At 37.4% G+C, this 21,986-nt stretch carries 20 protein-coding genes and 1 other annotated feature; of the genes, 4 read left to right on the forward strand and 16 right to left on the reverse strand.

The annotated features are described in order from the left end of the window. From ACSYSF_RS04555 to ACSYSF_RS04580, 6 genes are all read right to left on the reverse strand, one after another. Positions 1-1,221 carry an FtsW/RodA/SpoVE family cell cycle protein gene (locus tag ACSYSF_RS04555; protein ID WP_489868355.1) on the reverse strand — a complete coding sequence of 407 codons (1,221 nt, stop codon included), beginning with the start codon at positions 1,219-1,221 and terminating at the stop codon, positions 1-3. 168 nt (positions 1,222-1,389) lie between these two features. Continuing rightward, a complete protein-coding gene (gene typA, locus ACSYSF_RS04560; RefSeq protein ID WP_489868356.1) occupies positions 1,390-3,234 on the reverse strand; it encodes a translational GTPase TypA in 1,845 nt (614 codons plus the stop codon). Between the two features lie 74 nt (positions 3,235-3,308). Further along, on the reverse strand, positions 3,309-4,094 hold the full coding sequence (locus tag ACSYSF_RS04565) for an inositol monophosphatase family protein (RefSeq protein WP_489868357.1): 786 nt from the start codon (positions 4,092-4,094) through the stop codon (positions 3,309-3,311). A 4-nt stretch (positions 4,095-4,098) separates the two neighbouring features. Then, positions 4,099-4,386: a UPF0223 family protein gene (locus tag ACSYSF_RS04570; protein WP_489868358.1), complete on the reverse strand. Its 288-nt coding sequence runs from the start codon at positions 4,384-4,386 to the stop codon at positions 4,099-4,101. A 5-nt stretch (positions 4,387-4,391) separates the two neighbouring features. After that, entirely contained in the window at positions 4,392-4,979 is a 588-nt protein-coding gene (def, locus tag ACSYSF_RS04575) for a peptide deformylase (RefSeq protein ID WP_489868359.1), read from the reverse strand. 43 nt (positions 4,980-5,022) lie between these two features. After that, complete coding sequence (locus ACSYSF_RS04580; RefSeq protein WP_489868360.1) at positions 5,023-5,505, reverse strand: hypothetical protein; 483 nt, start codon at positions 5,503-5,505, stop codon at positions 5,023-5,025. Positions 5,506-5,803: 298 nt separating this feature from the next. Between ACSYSF_RS04580 and ACSYSF_RS04585 the strand changes: the two genes are divergently transcribed. Beyond that, positions 5,804-6,016, forward strand: coding sequence for a DNA-directed RNA polymerase subunit epsilon (locus tag ACSYSF_RS04585; protein ID WP_489868361.1), 213 nt, complete (start codon positions 5,804-5,806; stop codon positions 6,014-6,016). A 3-nt stretch (positions 6,017-6,019) separates the two neighbouring features. After that, positions 6,020-7,699: a ribonuclease J1 gene (rnjA, locus tag ACSYSF_RS04590; protein WP_489868362.1), complete on the forward strand. Its 1,680-nt coding sequence runs from the start codon at positions 6,020-6,022 to the stop codon at positions 7,697-7,699. Between the two features lie 71 nt (positions 7,700-7,770). On the opposite strand, the gene ACSYSF_RS04595 is transcribed toward rnjA, so the two are convergent. From ACSYSF_RS04595 to ACSYSF_RS04620, 6 genes are all read right to left on the reverse strand, one after another. Further along, positions 7,771-8,703, reverse strand: a complete 933-nt coding sequence (locus ACSYSF_RS04595) for a diacylglycerol/lipid kinase family protein (protein ID WP_489868363.1) — start codon at positions 8,701-8,703, stop codon at positions 7,771-7,773. A 36-nt stretch (positions 8,704-8,739) separates the two neighbouring features. Then, a complete protein-coding gene (msrA, locus tag ACSYSF_RS04600) occupies positions 8,740-9,270 on the reverse strand; it encodes a peptide-methionine (S)-S-oxide reductase MsrA (protein ID WP_489868364.1) in 531 nt (176 codons plus the stop codon). A 12-nt stretch (positions 9,271-9,282) separates the two neighbouring features. Next, positions 9,283-10,116, reverse strand: coding sequence for a MetQ/NlpA family ABC transporter substrate-binding protein (locus ACSYSF_RS04605; protein ID WP_489868365.1), 834 nt, complete (start codon positions 10,114-10,116; stop codon positions 9,283-9,285). A gap of 41 nt (positions 10,117-10,157) precedes the next feature. Next, positions 10,158-10,422: a binding site (T-box leader), on the reverse strand. 106 nt (positions 10,423-10,528) lie between these two features. After that, positions 10,529-10,699 (reverse strand): hypothetical protein, encoded by a 171-nt coding sequence (locus ACSYSF_RS04610; protein ID WP_489868366.1) that lies wholly within the window; start codon positions 10,697-10,699, stop codon positions 10,529-10,531. A 16-nt stretch (positions 10,700-10,715) separates the two neighbouring features. Then, on the reverse strand, positions 10,716-12,449 hold the full coding sequence (locus ACSYSF_RS04615; RefSeq protein ID WP_489868367.1) for an ABC transporter permease/substrate binding protein: 1,734 nt from the start codon (positions 12,447-12,449) through the stop codon (positions 10,716-10,718). A 1-nt stretch (position 12,450) separates the two neighbouring features. Beyond that, on the reverse strand, positions 12,451-13,716 hold the full coding sequence (locus ACSYSF_RS04620) for a quaternary amine ABC transporter ATP-binding protein (protein ID WP_489868368.1): 1,266 nt from the start codon (positions 13,714-13,716) through the stop codon (positions 12,451-12,453). A gap of 247 nt (positions 13,717-13,963) precedes the next feature. On the opposite strand from ACSYSF_RS04620, the gene ACSYSF_RS04625 reads away from it, so the two are divergent. Further along, positions 13,964-14,581, forward strand: coding sequence for a GntR family transcriptional regulator (locus ACSYSF_RS04625; RefSeq protein WP_489868369.1), 618 nt, complete (start codon positions 13,964-13,966; stop codon positions 14,579-14,581). A gap of 121 nt (positions 14,582-14,702) precedes the next feature. On the opposite strand, the gene ACSYSF_RS04630 is transcribed toward ACSYSF_RS04625, so the two are convergent. The 3 genes from ACSYSF_RS04630 to parE form a co-directional block, all read right to left on the reverse strand. Further along, positions 14,703-15,629 (reverse strand): manganese-dependent inorganic pyrophosphatase, encoded by a 927-nt coding sequence (locus ACSYSF_RS04630; protein ID WP_489868370.1) that lies wholly within the window; start codon positions 15,627-15,629, stop codon positions 14,703-14,705. Between the two features lie 76 nt (positions 15,630-15,705). Then, positions 15,706-18,165 carry a DNA topoisomerase IV subunit A gene (parC, locus tag ACSYSF_RS04635; protein WP_489868371.1) on the reverse strand — a complete coding sequence of 820 codons (2,460 nt, stop codon included), beginning with the start codon at positions 18,163-18,165 and terminating at the stop codon, positions 15,706-15,708. 6 nt (positions 18,166-18,171) lie between these two features. Beyond that, positions 18,172-20,199: a DNA topoisomerase IV subunit B gene (gene parE / locus ACSYSF_RS04640; RefSeq protein WP_489868372.1), complete on the reverse strand. Its 2,028-nt coding sequence runs from the start codon at positions 20,197-20,199 to the stop codon at positions 18,172-18,174. A gap of 195 nt (positions 20,200-20,394) precedes the next feature. Here parE and plsY point away from each other — a divergent pair, with 195 nt between their 5' ends. Then, positions 20,395-21,018 carry a glycerol-3-phosphate 1-O-acyltransferase PlsY gene (gene plsY, locus ACSYSF_RS04645; protein WP_489868373.1) on the forward strand — a complete coding sequence of 208 codons (624 nt, stop codon included), beginning with the start codon at positions 20,395-20,397 and terminating at the stop codon, positions 21,016-21,018. 80 nt (positions 21,019-21,098) lie between these two features. On the opposite strand, the gene ACSYSF_RS04650 is transcribed toward plsY, so the two are convergent. Then, a complete protein-coding gene (locus ACSYSF_RS04650) occupies positions 21,099-21,980 on the reverse strand; it encodes an aldose 1-epimerase family protein (RefSeq protein ID WP_489868374.1) in 882 nt (293 codons plus the stop codon). Between the last annotated feature and the right edge of the window lie 6 nt (positions 21,981-21,986).

Consider the following 21,986-nt stretch of genomic DNA (forward strand, 5'->3'; position numbering starts at 1 on the left):
TTAGTGCTTCCTTTCTATTCTGTTGCCGCTTGTCTCGGCTTTGATTTTACCAATAATACTTAATGCAATCCCAAAAGTTAACCCCCATGAAAGTAACGAAGAGCCTCCATAAGAAATCATCGGGAATGTCACTCCAGTAATTGGTAAGATACCAACAGCACCACCCAAATTAATTAAAATTTGAACTAATACATACGTTGCAATACCATACAAAACCAGGCGCTGTTCAATATACCGCGCACGAAGTCCCATAACAATTAAACGCCATATAATAACTGTAAAAACAAGCAAGACAAGCAAAATTGTGATTGCACCCAACTCTTCACCAACAACAGCCATAATAAAGTCTGTATTAGGTTCTGGTAGATAACCTGTTTTTTGAATACTATTTCCTAGGCCACGACCAAACATACCACCATTACTAATTGCATAATAAGAATTAATTAATTGGTGACCTGCATCTCCAGCCGACCAAGGATTAATGTATGCTTCAAAACGTGCCAATTGATACTGTAAAAATGGTAATTTTTCTAATACTGGTATTGAAAATGGAATGGCAACATAGACACCAATAACCAGACCAACAAGTATAAGCAGCGCTGCCGGTCTTATACCTGACATAGTCAACATAATCAAGAGTATCAACAATAAAATAACCAGACCACCAAAATCGGGCATCAGAAAAGCACATATCATTCCCAGCACAGGAATTATAAAATCCCACCATTTAATTTTAGGAAACCAGGCTTTGGGTTTCGGCTGTTTTCTTGTGAAGCGGTGTGCAAGATATAAGATCATACTAATCTTAAACCCTTCAATTGGCTGAATTCCAAAAGAACCAATATAAATCCATCCTTTAGCTCCTGAAACGACCGGACCAGCCACCAAGGCATAAAGCATTAGAAATAAGAAAAAAATGTTTAATCCTGCAATGGCTCGTGTCACATATTTAGACTGCCAATTAATTCTGAGCACGTATATAATCAGCATCACAACTACACTTAATACAGCAAAAAAAGCTTGCTTTTTTAAATAGCTGAATGCTGAACCCGTCGCCATATTAGTACTTGCTGTATATACCATGGCCACTCCAAAAATCATGATTGCAATAATTGGAATTAACAACCACAAATCCAAATGGCGGAACCTCTTTTTTATTCGGCTGAACCAGCCGTTCTCATTTACCTCATCTTCAGATGGATGGATTCTTGTTGCTTCCATGTTAATAAGCTCCTCTTTTATAAATAGCTTTTCCTATTTTATCACATCTAATAATGGACTAACCTTATTCATTAATAGATATTGCCATTTATTATTAATAAATTACAATAAAAAAGTTGCCACCCATATATAAAACCGGATAACAACTTTTCTATTTATTAACTTAAATTAGCCTTGTTGTGACATCTTACGACGCTTAGCAAACTTTTCACGTTCGCTCGTATTCAAAATTTGCTTACGAATACGCACGTTTTCAGGTGTTACTTCAGCATATTCATCATCATCCAAGAATTCTAGTGATTCTTCAAGCGTCATATCACGCGGCGTCTTGATAGAAGCAGTTTGGTCCTTATTTGACGAACGCACATTAGTTTGGTTCTTAGCCTTAGTAACATTGACAGAAATGTCATTGTCACGGCTATTCATACCAACAACCATACCTTCATAAATTTCATCACCAGGATGGATAAACATTGTTCCACGATCTTCAACACCCATAATAGCATATGCTGTTGCTTGACCTTGATTGATTGAAACAAGTGTTCCATTACGACGACCAGGATTCCAATTCTTAACAATTGGTCCATATGTCTCGTAAGTGTGGTTGTAAATACCATATCCACGTGTCAATGACATAAATTCAGTTGAGTAACCAATCAAACCACGCGATGGTACAAGGAAATCCATACGTGTTGTACCAGTACCAGTTGGCTCCATGTTACGCATCTCACCCTTACGTAGGTTCAATGACTCAATGACAGCTCCTGAGTATTCGTCAGGTGTGTCAACTTGCACAGCTTCAAATGGTTCAGATTGAACACCATCAACATCCTTGATAATAACTTGTGGACGTGAAACTTGTAACTCGAAGCCTTCACGACGCAAATTCTCAATCAAGATTGATAGGTGCAACTCACCACGTCCAGAAACTAACCAGGCACCAGCTTCTTCAGTTGGTTCAACACGCAATGAAACGTCAGTGTGCAACTCACGGTTCAAACGGTCTTCGATTTGACGAGCAGTAACAAACTTACCTTCACGTCCAGCAAATGGTGAATCATTTGTACGGAAAGTCATTTGCAATGTTGGCTCATCAATGTGTAGTAACGGAAGAGCTTCTCCATGAACAGGGTCAACAACTGTCTCACCAACAGAAATATCTTCCATACCTGAGACGGCAATCAAATCACCAGCTTCAGCTTCATCAATTTCGATACGATCCAAACCAATATAACCAAATAACTTTGTAACACGGAAGTTACGTGTTGAGCCATCAGCCTTCATAACAGCAACTGAGTCCCCAACCTTAATCTTTCCATTGAACACACGGCCAATACCAATACGTCCAACGAAGTCGTTGTAATCCAAAAGTGAAACTTGGAATTGCAATGGCTTATCTGAAGTATCTTCTGGGGCTGGAATTGTCTTAAAGACAGTCTCAAAAATTGGTGCCATAGTGTGTTCTTGTGACTCAATATCTGGGTCATATGATGATGTTCCATTCATAGCTGAAGCATAAACAACTGGGAAGTCCAATTGTTCCTCATCAGCACCAAGCTCAATGAACAAGTCCAAAACTTCATCAACAACTTCTGATGGACGAGCACCAGGACGATCAACCTTGTTAACAACAACGATTGGTGTCAAGTTTTGCTCAAAGGCCTTTTTTAGCACAAAACGTGTTTGTGGCATTGTTCCTTCAAAAGCATCAACAACAAGCAAAACACCATCAACCATACCCATGATACGTTCAACTTCACCACCGAAGTCCGCGTGTCCTGGTGTGTCCATGATATTAATTTGCTTATCACCAACTTTAACAGCTGTGTTCTTTGACAAGATAGTAATACCGCGCTCTTTTTCAATATCATTGGTATCCAATGCACGGTCGCCTAATTCGGTACGCAAGTCAAGCGTATCAGACTGCTTCAATAATTCGTTAACCAACGTTGTCTTTCCGTGATCGACGTGGGCAATAATTGCAATATTGCGGATGTTTTCGCGTTTTGCCAAAATTTTCTTCTCCTTGACGAATACGTCACTTTTTTCCTAATCGGTGTAACTAACAAAAATCATATACGTACATATTAAGCATTTTTGTTAAAAATTGTCATAATATCATGATATGTTTTTTCTGTTGCTACAAGTACTGAATTTGATACTAACATATTTATAGGTTGTCCGTCAATTGTTCCAACCTCTAATCCCAAAGATTTTGCTAGCGCAACACCTGCCGCAAAATCCCATGGTCGCATCCGACTCATATAAGCTACTGCCTTACCGGTCAAAACATGTAAATATGAGATACCGGCAGAGCCATAAACACGATAACCAATTGCTGATTTAGCTAATTCAGGGAAACCAGGCTCCTCATATAACAAACGAGCACCAGATAAAATAACCAAGCCATCAGCTAAACCAATATCTGAAGCCGGTGACAATTTTTTATCATTATGATAAACACCAAATTCTGGACCACCATGCACAACATCATGTTGCGCAATATCCATGATCCAAGCCATAACTGGTTTCCCATCTTCGTACACTGCAACCATGGTTGCAAATTCAGCTTGTTGTTTAACAAAATTCATTGTGCCATCAATTGGGTCAACAAACCAAATTCTTCCTGAAGTTGATTTGACAGCATCGCCAAATCCTTCTTCACCTAAAATTTTTGCATCCGGATCAAAACTGCGGATATGTTGCACATAGTATTGTTCAACTTCACGGTCAACGTTAGTTACCAAATCTCGATGGCCAGATTTAGTATCTACTTGCATACGTTGATGAACCCGTTGCATAACAAGATGTCTTATCTCTTCTAACCATTTTAAAACTGTCGTATCCAACTTTTGTAATTGTGTCTGATTCATGACGCTAGTCCTCCATCTTAATACGTTGACTAGTGGTTTGACGAGCGGCCCTGATTGTTCGATAAATACTGTAACCAGAACTTTGTTCAAATTCACGACCAATCTTTTTTTCTTCGCTTTTACTTGGCACTACTGTTTTAAAAGATGTATAAGCCGCTAATAAATCTTGTCGTGATGTACCAGTTTCATAAGCATTAGCGACTGCCGAATATAAATTACTAGCAGCAATGATATCCTCGGTATTCCAACCCGGTAAAATGGGATAAGTAAAGTTTTTATCAGATTGTTTCATATAGCTTACCCCAAATAACGTGTGTTTTCAGTTTGCTCCCATGGATTCTCATGATTAATATGATCATAATATAAAGAACCATGTAAATGATCAATTTCATGTTGAAATACAATTGCTGGATAACCTTCTAGACGTAGCTCTTGTTGCTCACCATCTTCATCTTGGAATTTAACTGTAATTCTGTATGAACGAGTAACATAACCAGGTAAATCATCATCAACTGATAAGCAACCCTCACCCATTGATAGCGCACCTTGTTTCACTGATTGACGTGTAATAACAGGATTATAAATTGTACCTTTGAAGTAATATTCATCATCATTTTCAACTTTTTCTTGTAAGTCTTCGACATCAGCCGCTGGAATCAAAATTGAAGCAAATTGTTTTGAAACACCTACTTGTGGTGCGGCTAAGCCGACACCTGGGCGTAACCCATATTTTTCGTTTTCTTTTTCATTTTGACTAATGACTAAATATTCCATCATGTTTTTTGAGACTTCTTTTACTTCTTCAGACAAAGGAAACTCAACTTTCGTTGCTCGCTCACGTAAAACTTTATCACCATCACGTACAATTTCGTTCATTAAATACATCTTTTGAATCTCCTGTTTTTATTTATTTTCATTATATCAAACTCTACACTGGTTGATTTAGCTTTCGTAAATCCCGAATATATGCTGCAGTTTCTTCATTAACAACATGTGCAATATCAACATGTAACTCTGGTACTCGTGCATCATACCAAGTATCGGTGACTAATAAAGCCATCTCCTTTGGATCAGCACTTTGCAAATTATTTTTTTCAGCATATTCTCTGAGTGCATTGTTAATTGCCTGTCTAACCACCACAACTTCTTGTAAATCAGATACGGGTAACACAAATTCAAATGCCATCACCTCGTGTCCCCAGATATTAGCGACCAAAGTTGAAGAAATTTGCCGATCTGATACTAGGTACAAAGCATCTTTCAAATCCCTTAATGCATAAGTCACAGCATGATTAACTACTTGTTGTGAGGCAATAATTTGCCGTTCTGTTAGACGTCGCCCATAACGTCGATAAATCGTCACAGCAATAATAATGAAGACAATTATCAATAAAAGCCACAGAAACCACATAATATCCTCCGCTAACCAAAATGTTCATTATTTAATCCTATTATTTAGTTTACCCGAATTTAATAAAAAAAACGATTAAATAAACCGTTATAAAATATAATTTAAGATTTCTAGATTTAGCATTATACCATTCAAGAAAGTTATGATACTTAAAATAGACTCATTTATAATTGAACATACAAGATTTTTGGCTTAATGTAAATACTAATTTCACAGTTAGTAGCAGATAACGTAAATTTCTGCTAAACTTACTCTATAAGAAAATTCGGAATAAAAATTAAGGAGATACTTTATAACTATGATTTTTAAAGTTTATTATCAACCTACTACATTTCAAAGCCCAGAACGTGAAAACACAAAATCACTATATCTAGATGCTGTTGATTTACCTGCAGCTCGTTTGGCTGTTGAATCAAACACACCTTATAATGTTGAGCATATTGAACAACTATCAGAAAAGGCCCTTGCTTATGAGCAACAAAGCCCTAATTTCAAACTAACGGAGTTTTAATTTATGACGAATGATTTTACTATTCGGCCTGATGAAACAGCAGTTTATGCTTTAGGTGGTTTGGGAGAAATCGGAAAAAATACGTATGGTATTGAATATGGCGATGAGATTATCGTTGTTGATGCCGGTGTTAAATTTCCAGAAGATGAATTATTAGGAATTGATTACGTAATTCCTGATTACACTTACCTCAAAAAGAATAAAGATAAGATTAAAGCTTTGGTTATCACCCATGGTCACGAAGACCATATTGGTGCCATCCATTTCTTCTTAAATGCTGTTAATGTACCAGTTTATGCAGGGCCACTTGCAGTTGCATTGATCAAAAATAAACTGGACGAACATGGGCTTTTGAACAGCACAGAGCTTCATGAAATTGATGAAGATACAGTTTTACAATTTGATAAAATGAGCGTGGAATTCTTCCGCACAACTCATTCAATTCCAGACACTTATGGTGTTGCTGTTCACACCCCTTCTGGAACTATCGTTGAAACTGGTGATTTTAAATTTGATTTAACACCAACCACGAAACAAGCACCTAATTTACAAAAAATGGCTCGTATTGGTTCAGAAGGTGTTCTATTGTTAATGTCAGATTCAACGAATGCTGAACGCCCAGAATTTTCAAAGTCAGAACGTTGGGTTGGTAAGACAATTGATAAACTATTCAATGAAATAGATGGTCGTATTATCTTTGCAACATTCGCTTCAAATATGTCACGTATCCAAATGGCAACCCATGCTGCTCTTGAACATGGCCGTAAAATTGCAATTTTTGGTCGTTCAATGGAGAGTGCTGTTAATAACGGTCTAGCACTAGGTTATTTAGACATTCCTGAAGATATGTTAGTTGATGCACATGAAATCAACCGCCTACCTCCTGAAGAAGTCTTAATTATGTCAACAGGTTCGCAAGGTGAGCCAATGGCTGCCCTGGCCCGTATCGCTAATGGTACGCACCGACAAATTTCAATCCAACCTAATGATACCGTCATCTTTTCAAGTTCACCAATTCCTGGTAACACGCAATCTGTTAATCGTGTTATCAACGAACTCGAAGAAGCTGGCGCCAATGTCATTCACGGTAAGATTAACAATATTCACGCTTCTGGTCACGGTGGTCAAGAAGAGCAAAAGTTAATGTTGTCACTAATGAAACCAAAGTTTTTCATGCCTATTCACGGTGAATATCGTATGTTAAAGGTTCATGAAGGTTTGGGCCACGATGTTGGTGTACCAGAAGATAATACTTTCGTACTAGACAATGGTGACGTATTAGCTGTCTCACCTGAGCAGGCGCATGTTGTTGGCCATATTCCAGCACAAGACACGTATGTAGATGGTAACGGAATTGGTGATATTGGAACGGCCGTGCTACGTGATCGTCAAATGTTATCTGAAGATGGTCTAGTAGTTGTTGTTGCAACGATAGACTTGAAGAACAAGGAAATCACTGCTGGTCCAGATATTCTCTCACGTGGATTTATTTATATGCGTGAATCTGAAGAACTAATCAATGAAGGCCGCAAAGTTATTTTCCATGCAATTCTGTCAGCAATGCATGAACCAAAAGCAAGTGAACATAGTATCCGCAATGCTGTTGTTTCGCAATTGCAGCGTTTCTTGTTTGAACAAACAAAACGGCGTCCTTTGATTCTACCTATGTTTATTATGATTTAAATAACAAGCAAAAAGCCACTTGGTAAAGATTATCAGTCAGATAATCAGCCAGGTGGCTTTTTCATATTGTATTAAAGATAAAACGTATACGTTTGCGAACTTAACAACAAATCATAAGTTTGCGCAACAGATACTTCTCCATCCAAATGATTATACTCAAGTACTTTGGTACATAAGCTTAACGTCTTAGTTTTTACATGGTGAACTTCCGGATAACGATAATGGTGTCCACGTAATAATGATCCCAACAACCAGATCAAACGTAATAAATTACGTGGTTTATCAACAAGAATTGCATCTAACAAGCCATCATCTGGTTGTGCATCAGGTAAAATTTTAATGCCACCACCAAAATATGGATGATTAGAAATTGTAACAAGATAACCAATTGGTGACGTCAATTTCGTACCATCATCACAGGTCATTGTAATGTTAAAGGCATCTTGTCTAGCTAGACTTTTAAAAACAGCCAGTAGATAACTAAAGCCACCCAAATGAAGTTTATTCAACCATTTTTTAGTTTGTGATTCATTAGCATAATTGACTGTGGTTGCATCAATACCAATGCCAACATTATTTATAAAATACTGTACCTTATTTGTCTGATTATCAACATATTGACCAATGTCAATTGTCGTCGCTTTATTTGCAACCACAGCCTGATGAATTTTTTTAAAAGCTAAAATTACATCATCTACCAAACCGTGGGCACGAGCAAAATCATTTCCTGAGCCGGCTGATATATACCCAATCGGCGTATTAATACCAGTACTCATCAAACCATTAAGCGCCTCATGCAATGTACCATCACCCCCAACAACAATAACTTGCCGTTCGTCATTGGGAACCTTATTAATAATCTGCTGCTGAATATCATGTGCTTTTTTGGAAAAATACACTTCATAAGAAAATGATTGTTCATTTAAAAACTCTTGCAATCTCGTCCATTTATCACGTGCTAACCCGCTGCCTGCGACTGGATTTACCAAAAAACTATACTTCATGTTAATAATTCCTCATTGCTTGTAACATGCGTTGTATTAATTTTTATTGGCCTGCCAATATTTGGCTTTATACGCATCGCGTTCTTTTTTCTCGTCAGCATAAACATCAGCATGTTTCCGATAAAATTGTTGATGTTCTTCTTCGGCATCCCAAAAAACACCAGCTTTTTCAATCTTTGTCACAATCGGATCCGTACCAAAGATTCCTGAATCAATCAAAGCTTGTTTAGATTTCTCAGCAACTGCTTGCTGATCATTTGAATTTACAAATATAACCGGACGATAATTATCACCACGATCTTGGAATTGTCCCATCGCATCAGTTGGATCAGCTGTTTGCCAATATAAAGTAACCAAGTCTTCATAACTTACAATATCGTTATCAAACCATACCTTCACTGCCTCGGTATGCCCAGTTTTATGTGCTTTTACCTCATAATAAGTTGGATTTTCTTTAAAACCACCTGTATATCCAGAACGAACCTTTTTAATACCTGGTAATGTTTCAAAAGGTTCCACCATACACCAAAAGCAACCACCTGCAAATATTGCTGTTTCTTCTGCCATCACAAATTCTCCTTACTTTAATTTAATATCCCATGCTGCTTTTTCAGCTGAACCATATAAATTATGCATATGTTTCTTAGTCTTATCTGTCTGATAAGCTTTAACAACTTGCTTGTATAATTTATTATTCTTCTGATCTTTACGAGCCACAATAATATTGATATAGCCTTTATTCGCCTTGTTAACCGGCTCAGTATATAAAGCTTTATCAATATCTAGCTTTGCATCTAAGGCATAATTCGTATTAACAACGCCGGCATCAACGCCCTTCAATGCTGAAGCTGTTTGTTCAGAATTAACTTCCTTTATCTTAAACTTTTTCTTATTAGTTGTAACGTCTGACACACCAGGTACTTTTTCAGAATGGTCGTACTTTATTAATTTAGCGTCCTCTAAAACATCTAAAGCACGTTTTTCGTTTGAACCATCATTTGGAACAATAATCGTACCACCCTTAGGCAAGTCCTTCAAATTATGATACTTTTCAGAATACATTCGAATTGGTGTCACATACGTTTTTCCAATTGATGTTAATTTATTATCGAGATGTTTATTTTGCTCATTAAAATAATCTATCGTTTGCATGGCATTCAAGTCAATTGACTTATCAACCAACGCTTGATTAGGCTTTACATAATCAGTAAATACTTTTAACTTAACATTAATATTGTACTTCTTAGCTGCATCTTTTTTAACATATTGCCAAAGTTGACGATCGGAATCACCTACCAAGCCAACTGTCACATTTTTATTAGCTGTATCAGCAGAAACAACTGGAATTCCGATTGTTGTCCCAACAGCTGCCACAGTAACTAAACTAAACGCACCAACCCAAAATTTATTCATATGTCCCCTCATCTACACAAAAAGCCGTTCCTAGCATTAAAGCTAGAAACGACTAATCGTGTTACCATTCTATTTTTTTCAATCAATTACTCAAAAGAAACTCCAAACGTGCAAGCAGCGGACGAAATGATGCCTTACTTATACGTGTGTTTGATAACGGAAACCAACCGTATATTACTTATAAACTTGTTACTCATAATATCCAATCACAGGCCATTTTCCACGATAATCTGCATACTATGTTTCACCATCCCATAGCTCTCTACGATGCAAGTTATCATATACTTTCCTGATCACTTTGTTTAACTTTATATTTTATATGATAATTTATTCTTTTTTAACAGTCAACACTTTATGATGATAATAAAAAAGCCATGAAGATAAATTAATATCTTCATGGTTTATAACCTTATTAATTGTTATGCCATTCTTTCACTATCATGACCGAACCAGTAATTGCTCCTAGTCCCATCATAATCTGAGCGAATAACGATTTGTCTGCCATCACCGTTGCACTTATTGCAATTACAATTAATAGTACAACGATGTAGATACAGGCATCTTCAATTTGTTCGGTTAACATATACTATATGACTTCCTTACTTGAACCAAGAATCAACCTTAGATTGATTATTCTTAATCCAGTCATTTGCGGCCTTCTTTGCTGACTTACCGTTTTGGATATCAAGCATAACCTTACCCATGTCATCCTTAGACCACTTAAACTTCTTAAGTACCTTGTATGCATTAGGCTTGTCTTCCTTCAATCCCTTACGAGTCATCGTATTAATTGTCTCAGAACCACCAAATGACTTCTTAGGATCATCCAAGTACTTCAAATCATACTTTTGGAACATCCAGTGTGGCTCCCAACCAGTAATAACAATATCTTGCTTAGCCTTAATAGCCTTACCTAGGGCAACAGCCATGGCACCAGATGATGAAGGTGTTACTTGCCAACCTTTACTATTCAAACCATAGTCTTTAATGGCCTTTTCAGCAGAACTAGTTACACCAGCTCCAGGCTCAATGGCAGTAACCTTCTTATCAGCTTGATCTTGCAAATCAGCAATTGAGTTAACATCCATATACTTAGGAACAACAAGACCGGTCTTGGCACCCTTTAGATTAGGACCAATCAAATCTATATCGCTCTTATACTTCTTGTATTGGGCCTTGTGAGTTAATGGCAACCAAGCAGATACAGATGCATCAGCTTGACCATTAGAAATTGACTTCCACATGATTGAATTATCCAATGGCGTCAAATCAACGTCATAACCATGTTGACGCATAGCTTGAGCTAACACATTACTTGAAGCAACCTCAGAATCCCATTGTACGTATACCAACTTGATTGATTCTTTTTGTGAATCTGATGAAGCAAATGAATTTACTGCACCACCACCAATCATAGCTAAGGCAACAACCAGAGCTGTCCAGCCCTTCCAGTGATGCTTTGGCTTAGGTGAATCAGCTTTGTCAGCTGGTGTACGGTTAAGTTGTTGCGTGAAACGATCAATAACAATAGCCAAAACTACCAATGATAGACCATTAACGAAACCTTTACCAATATCAGCGTTTTGTACGGCTGAAAGAACACCACGTCCTAGTCCAGGAGCACCAATCATTGAAGCAATAACAACCATTGACAATGCTAACATCAATGTTTGATTAATACCTGAGAAAATTGTTCCTTGAGCTAATGGTAACTCAACCTTAAATAGCTTTTGCTTTCCAGTTGAACCAAATGAATCAGCAGCTTCAACCAAATCCGTTGGTACCTGACGGATACCAAGGTTTGACATACGAACTGTTGGTGGCAATGAGAAAATAACTGAGGCAAACACACCTGGAACCACACCGATACCGAAGAAGGCAACGGCTGGAATCAAATAAACGAAAGCAGGCATTGTTTGCATAAAGTCCAAGATTGGTTGAATAATCTTGTTCACAGTTTCATTCTTAGCCATCCAAATTCCTAATGGAACACCAATAATAACAGAAATCAAACTGGAAATAATAACTAATGTGAACGTACTCATCAAATCAGACCATAAGTTCTGATTTTCAACAATGATTAAACCAACAAATGTAAATAGTGGAATACCCCACTTTTTACCAAACATTAAGATGGCAAAAATAGTCATACCAATGATAAATAGCCATACCGGAATTGCCGATAAGCCACTCGTCATCGAATTCATAATAAAGTTTCCACCACTCTGAATGGCATCAAACAAACCACCTAAATGATCTGTTAGCCAATCAACACCCTTATCAACCCAAGGTCCTAAAGGAATCTTAGGAAATAGGTCTGCTAAAACGAACATACTATACCTCCTCCTTTGACGTTAATTCAGCCGTATCGGATTCAGCTTGTTCTTTTACAACATCTTTTGCTGCACTACCATCATCACTTAGCTCACCATCTTCAGCTAGTGCTTGAAGAACACGTCCACGAATTAACGTTCCACGCAAACGATTGTTTTCATCAACCACGGCCAATGGGGTTGGAGAGTCATAAATTAATGGCATAATGTCCATTACTAACATATCAGGTGCTACTGTTGGAATTTGTGTAGCAACATCAGCCAATGACAAGCCTTCGGTACGAGCCCGAATAGCGTCCTCACTAGTAATAAAGCCACGGAATTGACGCTTACGATCAACAGCAATCAAACCAGAAACTTCTTCAGTACGCATCTTCTTCAATGCAACGTTAGGTCCATCAACCTCAATGTTTGTAAAGAATGGTGGAATCATAATGTTTTCAGCCGTCAAAACCTTTGAACGATCAACATCTTCAACGAAGGCACGTACATAATCATCAGCTGGTTGTGTAACGATTTCTTCACCAGTACCAACTTGAACAACTTCCCCATCCTTCATGATGGCAATACGATCGCCAATACGCAATGCCTCATTCAAATCGTGGGAAATAAAGATAATTGTTTTTTGATATTGTTCTTGCAAATCCAATAATTCATCTTGCATATCACGACGAATCAATGGGTCAAGTGCTGAGAACGCCTCATCCATTAGTAGGATTTCAGGGTCATTAGCCAATGCACGAGCAAGACCAACACGTTGTTGCATACCACCAGATAACTGATTTGGATATTGATCCTTAAATGCTAACAAGTTGGCATTTTCAAGTGCCTTTTCAGCTTTCTTACGACGTTCCGCCTTTGGTACACCTTGGACTTCCAAACCATACTCAGTATTTTGCAAAATCGTACGATGTGGGAAAAGTCCGAAACTTTGGAATACCATGCTCATCTTCTTACGACGAACTTCAAGTAACTTTTCTTTATTAAGTTTAGATATATCATCATCATCAACAAAGATTTTTCCTGATGTAGGTTCGATTAAACGATTTAACAATCGAATTAATGTTGACTTACCAGAACCAGAAAGTCCCATGATAACGAAAATCTCACCCTCTTCAACAGACAAGTTAGCATCATAGACACCAACTGTTGAACCTGTCTTCTTTAAGATATCAGTTTTTGATTCGTGTTGTTCAACCAATTCTAAGGCTGGCTTAACACGTTTTCCGAAAATCTTAGTCAGGTGTTCAATTTTTACCTTTGACATATATATTTTCTCCTCCTACTTGTTCGAAAGTTTTTAAAGCTCTCGCTAAGTGACAATTCTATTTTAAACATAAAGTTGTCACTTTGGTCAAATAAAGATTACTATACCAATTGACGTTTGAACTCTATAAGTACTATTGTATCAGCCATAAAAACAGATACCGATTTGTTTTAAAAATATCTTAAATCTCCAAATTATTTTAATGTATGGTATGCTAAGGGCATACGACTAACTTTAGGAGGACATTATGCCAGCAATTAAACAACCCCGGTATCGCATAATTGCTTTAAGGATTGCTGAACAAATCAGTAGCGGTAAGCTACAAGTTGGTGAAAAAATTCACGCTCGTTCAACTCTGGCTACTAATTTTGGCGTTTCATCTGAAACCGCTCGTCGCGCTATCAGTATCTTAGAAGACTTAGATATTGTAGAAACACATCATGGCAGTGGTGCAATTGTCATTTCACGTGACAAAGCACAGGACTTTATTAATTCTGAAAGTGATGCACAAAATCTGCAAAATCTGCAAAATGATTTAACAACTAAGATAGCTGAACAACAGAATGGTTTGATGCAACTCACACAATCTTTAAACGCTTTTATAGAGCAAACACAATATTACAAAAAATCTAATCCTTTTACCCCTTACGAGTTAAAACTTGTTAATGATTCACCAATATTTAACCAAACAATCAGTGAGCTAAATTTTTGGCATCGGACTGGTACAACACTTGTTGGTATTCTTCACGAAAACCATTTAACTTTGTCTCCCGGCCCATACGCAAAAATTTATCAAAACGACACGCTTTACTTCGTAGGTAACGAGAACAGCTTCCAAAATGTCTACAATTTATTTTATGAATAATTGTTTACTTATCAATTACTACTAGCATAGCATTATTTTAACATATTAAAGAAATCAACTGCATCTTCAGGTTTCAAAATAAAAATTGCTGAACAAGATTTAAATCTTGTTCAGCAATTTTTTATCCTTCAAATGCACTTGTCAATGGTGGTACAACTTGCTTCTTACGTGACACAACGCCAGGTAATGAAGCACGACCATCAGTTAGTGTAACACCAAAGGCTGCAGCAACTTTATCTTGATTCTCACCCAATACCAAAATATCAGAATCTGAATCTAGAATATTTGTAACAACGAAAATAAATGTATCATAGTTATCACTTGCTAATTCATCAGAAATTGCTGCAACAATTTCATCACGACGAGCAAAAACATCTTCAACATCGACTGTGTTTACTTGTCCAATACGAATGGTTTGACCAGCTAATTCAAATGACTTAGCATCTCCATCAATTAAGTCTTTAGCAGTCTTAGTTGATAGATCAGTACCAGCCTTTAGCATTTCTAAACCATAAGCTTCATAATCATCCAAACCAGCAATCTTTGCTAAACCTTCTAATGCTGGCTTATCCATTGATGTTGTGGTTGGGCTCTTTAGCAAAAGCGTATCAGAAATAATTGCTGATAGCATCATACCGGCAATTTCTACTGGAATTTCAATACCTGCAGTCTGGTATTCGTAATAAAGAACAGTTGCAACTGACCCTAATGGCTTATTAATGAACCATAGTGGTGCTGCTGAAGTAAAGTTAATTTTGTGATGATCATACACACCAGCAACAGTAACATCAGCCAAGTTAGCAACTGATTGACTGGCTTCGTTGTGGTCAACTAAAATTACTTCTTCAGTATCAGCAGTTTCAATCACACGTGGTGCTGCGACCTTAAAGTAATTTAATGCGTATTCTGTTTCAGCATTAGGTGTTCCCAATGCAACAGCTTCAGTATCTAAATTATATGCCTTATTCAAGAAATATGATGCAGAAATTGCAGATGCAATTGTATCTGTATCAGGGTTTTGGTGTCCAAAAACCAATGTCTTAGCCATCAGATAATTCTCCATTTCATTATTGTTTATCATATTCATGATACACCATTTTTAATATTGATACATCTTGAATATTTTAATTAACGACTTTACTTGTATTATACAACCGCATGTTAATTGGTTGTCCATCAGTTGCTGTATCTATAATAAAGCTTCCGTTACTATAACGTTGACTTAAACTATGATCCGTTGGCAAAACATCAAACTGTTTGCCGTGATCAGTATCAATTGATAACGCCTTAGGATTCTTTAAATCAACAACCATAGCTGCCACAATTTCATGTGAATCTTTCTTCAATTCCCGCATAATTGCAACACCCTTACGAGCACGACTTGTAACAGGAATCTCAGTGACTGCCATCCACTTAAAGGCACCACGTTGCGTAATAATCGCCAAACCTTGATTATCAGTAGTTGAAGCCATACTGATAACTTCATCATCTTCGGCAAGGTTCATAGATTTCACGCCAGCTGTTCGATTACCTGAGGTAGGTATTTCAGCAATATCGTAACGTAGTCCCATTGCTTTTCTCGAAGTCAAAATCACTGTGCGATTAGCACTATCTCCGATTTGTAAATGTTCTAAGCCAATGATATTTGCAGAGTCATCTTTTAGCTTCATGTAAATCATACTGCGCTTTTTATAAGTGCTACGTGGAGATAAATCAGCAAAGTTAAATTGCTTAATATAACCATCACTTGTTGCTGTTAACCAGCTGCCTGTTAATGCATCTAAGTCTGCCACAACCTCAACATAAATAACTTCCTCATCTGCCAAAAAGCCATTAATTGACTGTGACAAATGTTCACCAGCTTCTTTCCATTTAAACTCTGGTAGTTCATGAATAGGTCGATAAATAACATGACCTTTATTCGTAAAGATGAACATATGCTGCAATGTGTTTACATGGGCAATATATACAGCACTATCATCTTCACGTAATCCGTTATCATCCCCAGATGCCTTATGTGAACGCAAAGATGCACGTTTAACGTATCCCATCTTTGAAACTAAGACTGCCACATCTTCATCAGCAACCGTCACCGTTGCATCATAAGTTAATTCTTGCACTTCGGTTTCAATTTCAGTCAAACGTGGCGTACTGTAATTTTTCTTAATTGCTTTCAGTTCCTGACGCAATTCTTGACGTAGTACTCTAGGTTCCGAAAGAATTGCATTAAAATGCTCAATTTGTGTTGAAAGCTCTTCAAACTCAGCCTGTAATTGGGTAACGTCGGTATTTGTCAAACGGTACAACTGCAAAGTCACAATTGCTTCAGCTTGTTCAAAGGTGAAATCAAACTGGTCAACCAAGTTTTGTTTGGCATCTTTACGGTCCTTTGAACCACGAATTGTCTTGATGACTTCATCTAAAATCGAAAGAGCTTTTATTAGACCCGTTACAATATGTTGTCGCTCTTGCGCTTTACGCAAATCATAAGTTGTTCGCTTTGTGATAATGTCAACTTGATGATCCAAAAATGCTTGCAAAGCTGTTTTTAGACCAACACGTTCTGGTCGTAAATTATGGATAGCAACCATATTGAAATTATAAGTAACTTGTAAATCAGTTTTTTTCAATAAGTAAGCCAAAATACCATTAACATTGGCATCTTTGCTTAATTCAATTGCAATTGACAAACCATCTCGATCAGATTCATCACGTACTTCAACGATACCTGATACATCCTTATTAACGCGAATTTCATCAATTTTCTTAACTAAATTAGCTTTATTTACTTCGTAAGGAATTTCACTTACTTGTATTTGTGATTTACCACCTTTTAGTTGGACGATTTCTGTCTTTGAACGAACAACAATTCGACCACGGCCATTTTTATAAGCTGATTTAATACCATCAACACCTTGAATAATGCCACCAGTTGGGAAATCTGGACCTTTAACAAAGCCCATTAAATCTTCCAAAGATGCTTTTGGGTGTGACAATAAATAAATCAATGCATCAATCACTTCGCCTAAGTTATGAGGTGGAATATCCGTTGCGTAACCGGCTGATATACCAGTTGCACCATTTACTAATAAATTAGGAAAATGCGCTGGTAAGACAGTTGGTTCATACTCCGTATCATCGAAATTTAGTACCATATCAACCGTTTCTTTGTCCAAATCTCTTAGCATCTCACCCGCTAACTTTGACAAGCGTGCCTCGGTGTAACGCATTGCCGCAGCTGGATCATTATCAATTGAGCCATTATTACCGTGCATCTCAATTAGCGGAGCTCGTAACTTCCAATCTTGTGACATACGTACAAGCGCCTCATAAATTGATGAGTCACCGTGTGGATGGAAATTACCCATAACGTTTCCAACTGATTTGGCTGACTTACGAAACTGCTTATCATAAGTATTACCATCTTTATTCATCGCATACAAAATACGACGTTGGACTGGCTTTAAGCCGTCACGAATATCTGGCAAAGCACGTTCTTGAATAATATATTTTGAGTATCGTCCGAAACGATCACCCATTACCGCTTCAAGGCTTAATTCTTGAATATTTCCAGATTTTGCCATTAAACTTTACTCCTTTTTGTCTTGCCAACTTTCAATAATTGGCGCAACAAATTCTTGATTTTGAGTACTTGCTTCATCTGCCTGTTCGGCTTCGTCAAGCAATGTATCACCCTCTTCAACCAAATCAAAGGCAACATTACTCTCAATCCACTTACGTCTTGGCTCAACTTTATCACCCATCAAGGTTGTCACACGTTTTTCTGCCAACATGCCATCATCAATTTTGACACGAATAAGTGTTCGTTGCGTTGGATCCATGGTTGTTGCCCACAGTTGTTCAGCATTCATTTCACCTAAACCTTTAAACCGCTGTAAAGTGTACCCCCGACCTATCTTTTGCTCAGCTTCTTCTAGTTCTGCATCAGTCCAAGCATACTCAATCTGTTGCTTTTTCCCTTTACCACGACGCAACATGTACAACGGTGGTAATGCAATATAAACTTTACCAGCATCAATTAGTGGACGCATATATTTATAGAAGAATGTTAGCAACAATGTTTGAATGTGCGCCCCATCATCATCCGCATCAGTCATAATAATGATCTTATCGTAATGCGCATCATCAACATTAAACTCAGGGCCAACACCAGCCCCAATCGTGTAAATGATTGTTGCAATCTCTTCATTTTTCATGATATCGGCAAGCTTAGCTTTTTCAGTATTTAATACCTTACCGCGCAATGGCAAGATTGCTTGGAATTTACGATTACGTCCTTGCTTAGCAGAACCACCAGCAGAATCACCCTCTACTAAAAATAGTTCATTTTGATTAGCATTTTTAGATTGAGCAGGTGTTAGTTTACCCGATAATAGACGATCAGTTTTACCTTTTTTCTTACCAGTTCTCGCTTCATCACGAGCTTTACGTGCTGCCTCACGAGCTTCACGTGCTCGTAATGATTTACGAATTAAGCTTTGTGAGAACTCACCATTTTCCATTAAATAAAAGCCTAACTGTTCAGTAATAATATTATCAACAATTGTACGAGCTTCTGGCGTTCCCAATTTTTCTTTCGTTTGGCCTTCAAACTGTAAAATATCTTCTGGTATGCGTAGAGAAATGACTGCAGAAAGTCCTTCACGAACATCCGATCCCTCTAAGTTTTTATCCTTATCTTTCAAAAGATTAACTTTTCTTGCATACTCATTAAATGCCTTTGTCCATGCTGATCTTAACCCAGCTTCATGGGTACCACCATCTGGCGTACGCACATTATTAACAAATGACATGGTTGTTTCTGAAAAGCCGTCATTATATTGCGCGGCTACTTCAACTTCAACCCCTTGAGCGGTACCATCAAAGTACATAATATCGCCTAGTGTGTCTTTGTCTTCATTTAAATAAGTTACAAACGCTTTAATACCTTCTGGATAATGATAAACTTCAGTTTGTTCCTGACCAACGCGTTCATCAGTTAAAGTAATTTTTACATCTCGTAATAAAAACGCTGATTCGCGTAACCGCTCAGCTAACGTATTAAAATTATAAATTGTCGTTGAGAAGATACTTGGATCTGGTTTAAATGTAATGGTTGTACCAGATTTTTCTTTTGTTTTACCGATTTTTTTCAACGTGCCATCTGGATGGCCACCATCAATAAAGTGTTCTTGATATTTTGCACCATCACGAACAATCGTAACGGTTAAATCACTAGATAGTGCATTAACCACAGAAGAACCCACACCGTGCAAGCCACCAGACGTTTTATAACCACCCTGGCCAAATTTACCACCAGCATGCAAAACCGTTAAAATAACTTCGGGCGTCGGCTTACCAGATGAATGCATACCAACTGGCATACCACGACCATGATCTACAACCGTTACGGCATTATTCTCATGAATCGTCACGTTAATTTCATCCCCATAACCTGCCAATGCCTCATCAACAGCGTTATCAAAGATTTCATATACAAGATGGTGTAGTCCTTTACCATCTGTAGAACCAATATACATCCCCGGTCGTTTTCGAACAGCTTCAAGCCCTTCTAAAACTGTAATGGAATCATCCGAATAATCGTTTTTCTTTACCATGGATGTTTTCCTTTCATTTATGTTAAGTCGCGTTTAAATGCGTTTCAAAGTTCATAATATCCCAAAACTAGTCCCTGGCGCAACACTATTAAAAAAATTTAAAGTTCCAAAGTCGAGAAACATGCTAAAATAGATAACGTTTTGTTATAGGTTATAATCATAAAAATAATAGGAAATATATAAGGAGATATCGTTGTGACGATTTTTCATTTTATCATTAGTTTTGCGTTAGCATATTTATTTGGTTCCATTCCGACTGGCTATTGGATTGGTAAAATCTTTTATAAGAAAGATATTTTAAATTTAGGTTCAGGTAATATTGGTACGACCAACACTTTTCGTACTTTAGGTGTTGTCCCTGGTGTTATCACCCTGATTATTGATTTATGTAAAGGTATTTTAGGTGCCTCAATGGCGGTCATTTGGGGACCTGCGCCACATTGGTCATACATGGTAGTTGGTTTAGGTGCTATTTTGGGTCACACCTTCTCAATGTGGATTGGCTTTAAAGGTGGTAAAGCAGTTGCAACATCTGTTGGGGTTCTTTTGTTATATAGTCCCTCAATGTTTGCCGCTGCTGTGATTGCCTTTATTTCATCAATTATTCTTACAAGCATGGTTTCAGTTGGATCACTGCTAGGTTTCACAGTTGTAACTGTATTATCTATATTCTGGTTACATGATTGGTTACTTTCAACAATTGCCTTAGTTTTGACTATCTTTGTCTTCTACCGGCATCGTGGCAACATCCAGCGTATCTTTAATGGCACTGAATCCAAAGTTCCTTTTGGATTAATATACTGGTTTACAAAAAAATAACTATTAAAAAGCAAAAAGCTCTCAATTGAAAGGTATTTAATCATCTATGCCTTAAAATTGAGAGCTTTTATTATAATTTTTTAAAAGAATGATAATGAATATGAACCAGTGAATGTTTGCGCTGGAGCCAATTCATTAATCGCATATTTGTGATTAATAATACCATCAGCATCAACTGTATCAGCAACACCCCACCATGGCTCTAAGCAAATAAATGGGGCTTCTTTACCATACGGCGTCCAAATACCAACATACTTTGCATCTTGGATGTGCATTGTAACACCATGTGACTCATTCAGCTTCGCTAAAACAAGTGATACTGGATTACCATCTAATCGTAAGATAATCGCATCATTTTTATAATCATCACGTCGTAAACGTAGCGGAATATCTGTGTTAAAGGTCGTATCCAAATTATTATCTAAATATGGTCCGACTAACTTTGAACGATTGTAAATCCGATTTGGCTCAATATTAACGTAATAATCAGTAAATTTTTCATTTTCCTCTAGCGGTACTCTGAAACCTGGATGACCACCAACAGAAAAGTAAATTTCATGCGTATCCGTATTTGTAACAACGTACGTAACACCCAATGTATCCTGCTCAGTCAATCGATAAATAATATCTAATTGAAAATGGAATGGATAAATTGATTGGGTTTCTTCACTATCAACTAAACGTAAACGTGCATAGTCAGAAGTTTTTTCAACTAGATCAAACTCATTATCACGAGCAAAACCGTGTTGCGTCATGAAATACGTCTTATCGCGATATTTATACCGATCACCTTTAAGACGCCCCACGATAGGGAACAAATTTGGCGCATGTCGTCCCCAAAAATTAGGATCAGCCGTCCACATATATTCTAAGCCGGATTCACGATTCGTAACACTTGTGATTTCTGCCCCTAATTCAGAAATTACTACGCTTAGATTTTCATTTTCTAATTTTACTGACATAAGCCC

Source organism: Weissella sp. ESL1139 (genome assembly GCF_058506735.1).